Consider the following 2977-nt stretch of genomic DNA (forward strand, 5'->3'; position numbering starts at 1 on the left):
GTATCCTTTCCATTGTAACCTACTATAACATTACTGGAGGAATTCAATATGAAAAAATATGCTTTTATAACAGGTGCGAATAAAGGAATTGGATATGAACTTGTTCGTCAATTAGCAGAAAAAGATTATCACGTATTTTTAGGTGCTCGTAATGAACAACTTGGACAACAAGCCGTAGAATCTTTAAATGTTTCAAACGTTTCCTATATTCAAGTAGATATTTCAAATTCACAATCCATTCAAGAAGCAACAAAGAAAATTTACGAAACGACTGATCACTTACATTTATTAATTAATAATGCAGGCATAGCGCTAGACTTCAATATGCTACCTAGTGAATTAAATATTGAAACTTTACGCCAAGGATTTGAAGTTAATTTTTTTGGAACTTTCCAAATGATGCAAGCCTTTTTACCATTATTAAAGAATTCAAGCAACAGTAAAATAATAAATGTAACAACTGACATGGCCTCACTAACAATGTTTGCTAATGGTGAAACACATCCAATTAATACACTAGGATATAATTCTTCAAAAACAGCTATTAATGCTTTAACATTAGCTTTTAGTAAAGAATTTGCTACTAACGGTCCAGAAGTATTTGGGGTAACTCCTGGTTTTACAACTACGGATCTTAATGGAAATTCCCCCGGTGGCCATACAACCACTGAAAGTGCTAAAATTATTATTAAATATGCATTAAGTGAAACAAACTATAATGGTAAAATACTTAACAAAGATGGCATTATACCTTGGTAATAAAAGGATGAATGATATGTATTATACAATTGGGCAAGTCGCCAAAATGCAACACTTAACTATTTCTCAAATACGTTATTACGATAAACAAGGACTGTTTCCTTTTCTGCAAAGAAACGAAAAAGGAGATCGAGTTTTTGATGAAGAAGCACTGAAATATTTAGAGATGATTTTGTGTTTAAAAAACACTGGTATGCCAATTCAAAAAATAAAACAATTTATCGACTGGTCTATGGAAGGAGAATCTACTATCCTTCAAAGGTTAGAATTAATGAAACAACAGGAGACCAATGTCTTACAGCTCATTCAAGACACTGAAAAAAACTTAAAAAAGATACAACAAAAAATTGCTAAATATGAGAATGAAATAACTTCAGCAAATGCTATTAAAAAATAAAAAAATCACCTTCTACATATTGTAGAAGGTGATTTTTATTTTATGATGCTTGCTTTCCTTTATCTGCATCATCTACATACCAGATGAATTTGCCTGTATATCCGTAAATAACTGCTAAAATTAACGATACGAAGCTTAACCACATAAACGGAACGTATGAGAACGTTGCTACACCTAAAATGCCAGCCATAAAAATACCATTATCAGACCACGGAACCATACCTGAAGTTAACGTTCCACCTACTTCTGAGTTACGCGCTAATACACGACGGTCTATTTTTAATTTATCATAGCTATCTTCCATAATTTTTGGTGTTAAAATTAGTGATACATACATCGCACAACCAAATATATTAGCTAAGAATGCCACGATTAATGTAGACAATGTTACATTACCTGCAGAATTTAATTTCTTCTCAAATTTTGATACGATTACTTTTAAAACACCTAGTTTTTCAAGTAATCCACCAAATCCTAAACCGAAAATAATAACGGCTACTGAGCCAAGCATGCCGTTAATTCCACCACGGTTTAATAACTTGTCAACAAACTCAACACCAGATTGAATTGAGAATCCGTTATAAGCTGTTCCAATCGCCTCTCCAAAGTTCATCCCTTGGAAAAGGGTTGCCCAAATTGCACCAATTAAAGCTCCCATTGCAATTGTTGGCATAGACGGTTTCTTCATCGCTAATAGAACGATAACAATGACCGCCGGAACAAGCATCCATATTTTAATATCAAATTGCTTTAATAAAGCTTCTTTTAAAAATTCTACTCGATTCAAATCTACATTATCGCCGCCATACATCCAACCAGCTACAGTAAACATAATACTAGTAATAATATAAGCTGGAACATCTAATACGAGCATAGCTCGAACGTGAGCAATAACATCTACTTTCGCCATAGAAGCTGCAAGAACTGTGCTATCAGAAAGTGGTGATAATTTGTCGCCGAAATAAGCTCCTGAAAGAACTGCACCAGCAACAAGCGGAAGTGGTAAACCAAGTCCTTCACCAATCGCCATCATAGCAATACCTGCTGTTCCCACTGTTCCCCAAGACGTTCCTGTTGCGATAGAAGTTATAGAACAAATAATTAATGTTGCTAATAGGAATATGCTAGGGTGAATAAATTCTAATCCATAATAGATTAATGTTGGTACTACCCCACCAGCAATCCATGTTCCAATTAAAGCACCTACTGCAACTAAAATCAGTATCGCTTCTAATCCGTTAGAAATCCCTTTCGTAATTGCATCTTGCAATTCTTGATAACGAAATCCTAATCTTAATCCAAGCGCAATTACTAAAAACCATGAAATAAATAGCGCTAATTGAATTGGGAGATCAAAAATCGTTTGGAAGGAAAAGACAACAGCAAGAAATAGTAATAAAAGAACTATGATTTCTAGCATCGATGGTAATCTTACACTTTTCATTTTTTTCTCTCCTTACAAGTCGATAACATGACGTATGTCGTCTTACATGTATGTAATATACAATTAGCGAAGACAAAACAAAATTTTCATATTATTTCGATTTATTTTTCCAGTATAATATATTCACAACCCTTTCTATTGTAAAAGTAGATTACGTTTTTCGCAATGAAAAATATAAAAAATGTTGTATTTTTATTTATCCCGATATTTTCGGCCAATAAGACCCCCGTCTCAAAATTCAGTAAGTACAAAGCACTTAGGTAAGAAATTAACTACTGTAAAATTCCGAATTGATATGAACGTATTAAAGCTTCACTTTATTTACAAAGAAAAATCCCATACTAACTTTTTTAATATTTGCTGCAATAAAACTTTTT

At 33.1% G+C, this 2977-nt stretch carries 3 protein-coding genes; 2 read left to right on the plus strand and 1 reads right to left on the minus strand.

The genetic code is table 11. From position 1 onward, the window contains the following. The first annotated feature begins 48 nt into the window (after positions 1–48). Together ABWK52_RS26375 and ABWK52_RS26380 are read left to right on the plus strand one after the other, a co-directional pair. Complete coding sequence (locus ABWK52_RS26375; RefSeq protein ID WP_000759549.1) at positions 49–759, plus strand: SDR family NAD(P)-dependent oxidoreductase; 711 nt, start codon at positions 49–51, stop codon at positions 757–759. 16 nt (positions 760–775) lie between these two features. Then, entirely contained in the window at positions 776–1156 is a 381-nt protein-coding gene (locus ABWK52_RS26380) for a MerR family transcriptional regulator (RefSeq protein ID WP_000291861.1), read from the plus strand. Between the two features lie 40 nt (positions 1157–1196). On the opposite strand, the gene nhaC is transcribed toward ABWK52_RS26380, so the two are convergent. Next, positions 1197–2600, minus strand: coding sequence for a Na+/H+ antiporter NhaC (gene nhaC, locus ABWK52_RS26385; RefSeq protein ID WP_000843992.1), 1404 nt, complete (start codon positions 2598–2600; stop codon positions 1197–1199). Between the last annotated feature and the right edge of the window lie 377 nt (positions 2601–2977).

The organism is Bacillus sp. AP50 (assembly GCF_040492675.1).
Taxonomy (GTDB): Bacteria; Bacillota; Bacilli; order Bacillales; family Bacillaceae_G; genus Bacillus_A; species Bacillus_A cereus.